Below are 6,699 nucleotides of genomic sequence, written 5' to 3'. Positions count from 1 at the left end.
CAGACCGTGGTGGCGGTCGCGGCCGAGAAGAACTCCACGCTGGTGCTGCCCTTCCCGGTCGAGCTGCTGCGCTTCCTTGAGCGGGCCACGCCCGGAGACGCGGAGCACGCGGCGCGGGCCGCCGTCACACAACTCGCCGAGGGGGCGCTTCCGGGGCCGGCCGAGACACCGGCGCCCGCGCCCGCGTTCGAGGGTAAGGACGCGTCAGGTGTCCCCGATCCCACGGTGAACGGCGGGCAAGCAGGGGCGAAATCCGGACAGGACTAGACCTCACCCTCCGCCCACCCGTGGGTGCGCGGTGTGTTTGCAGTGGGGATCGACGTGCGGTGCGGGGGCGCAACCAAGTAGTGAAGGGCGTACGGCGTTTGACGAACGCGGGTCCGGAAGTCGACCTTGTGTGCCCCCTGTGACGGTCGGGATAGTGGCCCAGTCAGCCTCACGGATCCGGTCCGGCCCCACTCGGACCGGTATCCCAACCCCCCACAGGAGGACGTGAGTTGAAGCACCGACGCATACCCAAGCGGCGTGCCGCCGTGGTTGGAGCGGGAATCTTCGCCCTGGCCGCAGCGGGCATCACCTTCCAGACCGCGAACGCCAGCACCGACGCTCCCGACCTGGTGCCCCAGAAGCTCTCGATCGCCAAGGCCGGAACTCTCGCCTCCAGTCTGACCAAGGACCTGGGCGCGAACTCGGCGGGCAGCTACTACGACGCCAAGACCAAGCAGCTCGTCGTCAATGTCCTGAACGACGACGCCGCGCAGACGGCGCAGGCCGCCGGCGCGAAGGCCAGAGTCGTCCAGAACTCCCTCGCCGAGCTGAAGGGCGCACGGACGACCCTGAAGCAGGACGCCACCATCCCGGGCACGTCCTGGGCCGTCGACCCCGCCACCAACAAGGTCGTCGTCACCGCCGACCGCACGGTCAAGGGCGCCGACTGGAACCAGCTCACCGGGGTCGTCGAGAAGCTCGGCGGCATGACCGAACTCAAGCGCAGTCAGGGCGAGTTCAAGCCGTTCGTCGCGGGCGGCGACGCCATCACCGGGGGCGGCGGCCGCTGTTCCCTCGGCTTCAACGTGACCAAGGGCGGCGAGCCGTTCTTCCTCACGGCGGGCCACTGCACCGAGTCGATCTCCACCTGGACGGACTCCAGCGGCCAGGAGATCGGCACGAACGCCGACTCCCAGTTCCCGGACAATGACTTCGGCCTCGTGAAGTACGCGGCCGGCGTCGACCACCCCAGCGAGGTCAACCTCTACAACGGCTCCGCGCAGCAGATCACCAAGGCGGCGGAGGCGACCGCGGGCATGAAGGTGACCCGCTCCGGCTCCACCACGCAGGTGCACGACGGCACGGTGACCGGCCTGGACGCCACCGTGAACTACGGCAACGGCGACATCGTCAACGGTCTCATCCAGACCGATGTCTGCGCCGAGCCCGGTGACAGCGGCGGTTCGCTCTTCTCCGGCGACTCGGCGGTCGGCCTCACCTCCGGCGGCAGCGGCGACTGCACGTCCGGCGGCGAGACCTTCTTCCAGCCGGTGACCGAGGCGCTCTCCGCCACGGGCACGGAAATCGGCTGACCGGCTGACGCCTTTGGGCCCCGCCCCCGGGAGACCGGGGGCGGGGCCTTTGCCTTGGGGTGGCGCGGGACCTTGGTCCCGCAGGTCAAGGTCGTTCTGCGACCCCACGGAGGAGCGCAGAGGTGTGGGATTGAGGCATCAGCGAAAAGGCGATATAGAGGGAGCCTGCCGTGGATGCCGTGGATGCCGTGGATGTCGACGGGACAGTCGACGAACTGGTCGCTGGAGCGCGTGAAGCGCTCGCGACGTTCGAGACGTACGACCAGGAACAGGTCGACCACATCGTCAAGAAGGCGTCGCTCGCGGCGCTCGGCCACCACGGGGACCTGGCGAAGGCCGCCGTCGAGGAGACCGGCCGGGGCCTGTTCGAGGACAAGGCGGTCAAGAACCTCTTCGCCTGCGAGCACGTCATGAACTCGATGCGCGGTCTGAAGACGGCCGGGGTCGTCTCCCGCGACGAGATCAACGGCATCACCGAGATCGCCGAACCGGTCGGCGTCATCTGCGCGATGACCCCCGTCACCAACCCCACGTCGACCACGACCTTCAAGGCGCTGATCGCCCTGAAGACCCGCAACCCGATCGTCTTCGCCTTCCACCCCAGCGCCCAGAAGTGCTCCGCCGAGGCCGCCCGCATCGTGCGCGACGCCGCCGTCGAGGCCGGCGCCCCCGCGCACTGCGTGCAGTGGATCGAGGAGCCGTCGATGGCGGCGACGGGCCTCCTGATGAACCACGAGGGCGTCTCCACGATCCTCGCCACCGGCGGCAACGCCATGGTCAAGGCCGCCTACTCGTGCGGAAAGCCCGCCCTCGGCGTCGGCGCGGGCAACGTACCCGCGTACGTCGCGAAGGACGCCAAGCTGGGCCGCGCCATCCATGACATCGTGCTCTCCAAGGCCTTCGACAACGGCATGATCTGCGCCTCCGAGCAGGCCGTGATCCTCGACCAGGAGATCTACGAGGACGGCATCGCCGAACTTCAGCGGCTCAACGCGCACGTGGTGACGGCCGCAGAGAAGGCCAAGCTGGAGGAGTTCGTCTTCGGCGCCACCGCCTTCGGCGGCGACTGCTCGGGCGCCAAGCTGAACGCGGCCGTGGTGGGCAGGTCCGCCGCCTGGATCGCCGAGCAGGCGGGTTTCGAGGTCCCCGAGGACACCTCGATCCTCGTCGCCGAGTGCGCGGAGGTCGGCCCGAGCGAGCCGCTCACCCGCGAGAAGCTCTCCCCGGTCCTCGCCGCCCTCAAGGCTCGCGACACCGGGCACGGGCTCGAACTCGCCGCGCGGATGGTCGAGTTCAACGGGCTCGGGCACTCCGCCGCCATCCACACCGAATCCCCCGAACTGGCCGAGGAGTTCGGCCGCCGCGTCAAGGCGGTCCGCGTCATCGTCAACTCGCCCTCCACGTTCGGTGGCATCGGCGACGTCTACAACGCCTTCCTCCCGTCGCTGACCCTCGGCTGCGGCTCCTACGGCCACAACTCCGTCTCCAACAACGTCTCCGCGGTCAACCTCGTCAACATCAAGCGGATCGGGCGGCGCAACACCAACATGCAGTGGTACAAGATCCCGCCGAAGATCTACTTCGAGCGCAACGCCATCAAGTACCTCGCCGAGATGGACGACGTGCACCGGGTCACCGTCGTCACCGACAAGACCATGGGCGCCATCGGCTTCGTCCAGAAGATCACCGACATCCTCAACTCCCGCCCCACAGCTGTGACGTTGCAGGTCATCGACAACGTCGAGCCGAACCCGGAGCTGGCCACCGTGCAGGCGGGCGCCGCCGCCATGCGGGACTTCCGGCCGGACACGATCGTCGCGCTCGGCGGTGGTTCGCCGATGGACGCCGCGAAGATCATGTGGCTGATGTACGAGCACCCGGAGATCGAGTTCGCGGACACGAAGGAGAAGTTCTTCGACATCCGCAAGAGGGCCTACACGTTCCCGCAGTTGGGGGAGAAGGCGAAGCTCGTCGCCGTCCCGACCACCTCGGGCACGGGCTCCGAGGTCACCCCCTTCGCGGTCATCTCCGACCCGGCCGCCGCCCAGAAGTACCCCCTCGCCGACTACGCGCTCACCCCGAACGTCGCGATCATCGACCCGATGCTGCCGATGAACCTGCCGCCGACCGTCACCGCCGACTCCGGCTTCGACGCGCTGACCCACGCCACCGAGGCGTACGTCTCCGTCTACGCGAACGACTTCACCGACGGCCAGTGCCTGCAGGCCATCAGGCTCATCTTCGAGAACCTGGAAGCATGCGTGAAGGACGGCGCCAGGGCCCCCGAGGCGCGCGAGAAGATGCACAACGCGTCCACCATCGCGGGCATGGCCTTCGCCAACGCCTTCCTCGGCCTCGTCCACGCGATGGCGCACACCCTCGGCAACACCTTCCACGTCGCGCACGGCCGCACCAACGCGCTGCTCCTTCCGCACGTCATCCGGCACAACGGCACCGTCTCGTACAAGGCGACGCCGTGGCCGAAGGCCGAGACGTACAAGGCGCCCGAGCGGCTCCAGGACATCGCGAAGATGCTGGGTCTGCCGGCGGCGACCCCCGAAGAGGGCGTGGAGTCGTACGCCAGGGCCGTCGAGGAGCTGCGCGAGCGGTGCGGGATCCCGGCGTCGTTCCGTGAAGAGGGCGTCGACGAGCGGGAGTTCATGGAGGCCCTGCCGCAGCAGGCCATGAACGCCTACGCCGACCAGTGCGCGCCCGCCAACCCGCGGATGCCGATGATCGACGACATGAAGCGGTTGATGCGGCAGGCGTACTACGGGACCAAGTAGGGCCCTACGCCGAGCAGTTGAGCCCGCCGGGTCGTGCGACCGTCACGACTCGACGGGCTCCTGCGGCGCCAGGAACCGTCCCATCGGGAGGACCGGCCGCCCCCACGTCGACGCCATCAGCTGCCCGGCCAGCAGATACAGCGCCCCGGCCGTCGCGGCGAGCCCGGACCAGCCCGCGACCCGGTTCCAGCCGACGAGGCCCGTGAAGCCGTTGCAGGTCATCGCGACGAAGACGACGAGCACACAGCTGAACGTGAGCAGCAGCACCAGGTGGATGCGCCAGCTCGCCAGCCACAGCACGAAGACCACGAACACCCAGGGGAGGGTGAACAGGCCCATCGTGTCGCCGTGCAGCGAGGGGTCGAGCGAGGGCAGGACCCACTGCAGCATCAGGGCCTTCGCCATCCAGAACAGGCCGAAGCCGCCGAACACGGTGGCGTGCCAGGTGTCGCCCCGCTGGGCCTGGAAGAGGCCCGCGAGCAGCTGGGCGAGGCCGCCGATGAGGAAGCCGACGGTGGGGACGTCGCCCGCCGCCAGCTTCTCGGGGAAGATGCCCGCGTCGATACCGGTGGCGATCATCGTGACGACGATGAAGCCGGTGAGGCCGAGCGGACCGAGCTGGGCCTGCGCCGTCGGCTCCATCCGCTTGACGGAACTGGCCTGGGCGGCCGGGCCCGAACGGTGCGGAAAGTTCACGCGGCGGGCTCCGCGGCCGGCTCGGTGGCGGGCCCGGCCTTCGCGCCCCGCCGCTTCTCGCGCAGGCCCGACACGAGCAGCGTCGCGACGATGCCCACCACCGCCCACGCGGACAGGACCAGCAGGGACTGGGTGAGGTCGTTGCCCTTGAAGTAGGCGATGGATCGGGCCGCCCAGGTGCCCGCGCCCGGCGGCAGCCAGGGGCCGATCGCCTGCCAGAACGGCGGCAGCATCGGCAGCGGGAAGGCGCCGCCCGCGCTCGGGTTGCCCGCGATGACGATCAGCAGGACCGCGAGACCGATGCCGACGACACCGGTGAGTTCCTCCAGGGCGAGCGTGATCGCGCCGACCGCGAGGGTGATCAGGGCGCCGAGCCCGGCCAGACCCCAGAAGGACCCTGGCAGCGCGCCCAGGATCGAGTCGCCGATGATCAGTGAGCCGCCGATTCCGCCCACGACCGCGAAGACCGCGAGCGAGCCGAGCCGGATGGCGGCGCGCTGCGGGCTCGCCGGCTTGGACCCGGCGCTGATCGACATGATCGAGGCGCACAGATAGCCGCCGACGCACCAGCCGACGACCAGGTAGAAGGCCGAGAGGCCGTCGAAGTCCTGCACCGACGCCGGCGCCACGTCGACGGTCTTCACCGTGCGCTGCTGCTGGGCGTCGATCGTGGTGGCCAGCCCCTCCAGCGCGGACGCCAGGACGGTGCCGCCGCCCGACGCGACGTAGAGGGTGTCCTGCGCGCCCTTCGCGTGGAACACCAGGGCGCCGTCGATCTCTCGGTTCAGGACCTGCTCGCGCGCGGTCTTCGCGTCCTTGACCACCCGCGTGTCGAGCGGGGACCCCTGCAACTTGTCCAGCTGCTGCGCGAGCTGCTTCGCCGCCGCGGGCTGCGGCGCGACGACGCCGAACGCGACGTCCTTCGGCTTCGGATTGTGCAGCGCCCCCACGTACGAGGTGATGAAAAGGAGCTGGAGAGCCAGGACACCGATGACAAGGAGCGCGGCTCTCGGTGTGACGGCGTTCTTGAACTCTTCGGCGAACTTCATGCCTCAACGCTCGGGGGCGGCCCCGGCTCATGCAGTCGGGGAGGGCCGAACGGGTGGGTGGCTGGTTTCCGGGTGACCGTTTCGACTCGCACAAATATTCGAACATGGTTTACGGTGAGGTCATCGGCCCTGATGAGGCTGGTGTGGCAGGTCGTACAGAGGGGGGAGTAGTGGCGAGGTGGTTCGGATGCGGGGCTTTACGCATCTGCACACCGCCTCAGGCTTCTCCCTGCGGTACGGGGCCTCGCACCCGGACGCGCTCGCCGAGCGCGCCGCCGAGCGCGGCCTCGACGCCCTCGCCCTGACCGACCGGGACACCCTCGGCGGCGCCGTCCGCTTCGCCAAGGCCGCGGGCCGGGTCGGCATCCGGCCACTGTTCGGGGTGGACCTCGCCGTGGCCGCGCCCCCTGAGACGGCCGCGGGAGCCGAGCGCAACGAACGGCGGCGCGCACCGGCCAGAGGCGGCGCGTTCGTCGACGAGTCGGCGCAGCGCGTGGCGTTCCTCGCCCAGGGCGGCGCGGACGGCTGGGCCGAACTGTGCCGGCTCGTCACCGCGGCACACCGGGACACCGCCGCGGGGGAGAGCCG

The 6,699-nt window shown here is 69.7% G+C and carries 5 protein-coding genes and 1 pseudogene; 4 read left to right on the top strand and 2 right to left on the bottom strand.

Annotated elements, in window-relative coordinates; all coding sequences use genetic code 11:
- The 3 genes and pseudogenes from OKJ99_RS07055 to adhE form a co-directional block, all read left to right on the top strand.
- Nucleotides 1–267, top strand: a pseudogene (locus tag OKJ99_RS07055) (slipin family protein); the annotation flags it as partial.
- 230 nt (nt 268–497) lie between these two features.
- Nucleotides 498–1,580, top strand: coding sequence for a S1 family peptidase (locus tag OKJ99_RS07050; protein ID WP_326014923.1), 1,083 nt, complete (start codon nt 498–500; stop codon nt 1,578–1,580).
- A 170-nt stretch (nt 1,581–1,750) separates the two neighbouring features.
- Nucleotides 1,751–4,366 (top strand): bifunctional acetaldehyde-CoA/alcohol dehydrogenase, encoded by a 2,616-nt coding sequence (gene adhE, locus OKJ99_RS07045; protein WP_407700658.1) that lies wholly within the window; start codon nt 1,751–1,753, stop codon nt 4,364–4,366.
- Between the two features lie 42 nt (nt 4,367–4,408).
- Here adhE and OKJ99_RS07040 read toward each other — a convergent pair whose 3' ends face one another.
- Nucleotides 4,409–5,062 (bottom strand): acetate uptake transporter, encoded by a 654-nt coding sequence (locus tag OKJ99_RS07040; protein WP_326014922.1) that lies wholly within the window; start codon nt 5,060–5,062, stop codon nt 4,409–4,411.
- Nucleotides 5,059–6,111 (bottom strand): DUF3533 domain-containing protein, encoded by a 1,053-nt coding sequence (locus tag OKJ99_RS07035; RefSeq protein WP_326014921.1) that lies wholly within the window; start codon nt 6,109–6,111, stop codon nt 5,059–5,061. Before OKJ99_RS07035 ends, OKJ99_RS07040 begins: the two co-directional genes overlap by 4 nt.
- Nucleotides 6,112–6,298: 187 nt before the next feature.
- Here OKJ99_RS07035 and OKJ99_RS07030 point away from each other — a divergent pair.
- The coding region (locus OKJ99_RS07030) for a PHP domain-containing protein (RefSeq protein ID WP_326014919.1) at nt 6,299–6,699 on the top strand (401 nt) is incomplete at its 3' end.

Origin of the sequence: Streptomyces endophyticus (genome assembly GCF_035798155.1) — a bacterium.
Classification (GTDB): Bacteria; Actinomycetota; Actinomycetes; order Streptomycetales; family Streptomycetaceae; genus Streptomyces; species Streptomyces endophyticus.
The sequence above is the reverse complement of the archived record's forward strand: the minus strand, read 5'-3'. Positions and strand labels throughout refer to the sequence as shown.

Coding starts and splice junctions, on each gene's coding strand:
- OKJ99_RS07035 (WP_326014921.1), bottom strand. CDS start 6,111: ATGAAGTTCGCCGAAGAGTTCAAGAACGCCGTCACACCGAGAGCCGCG.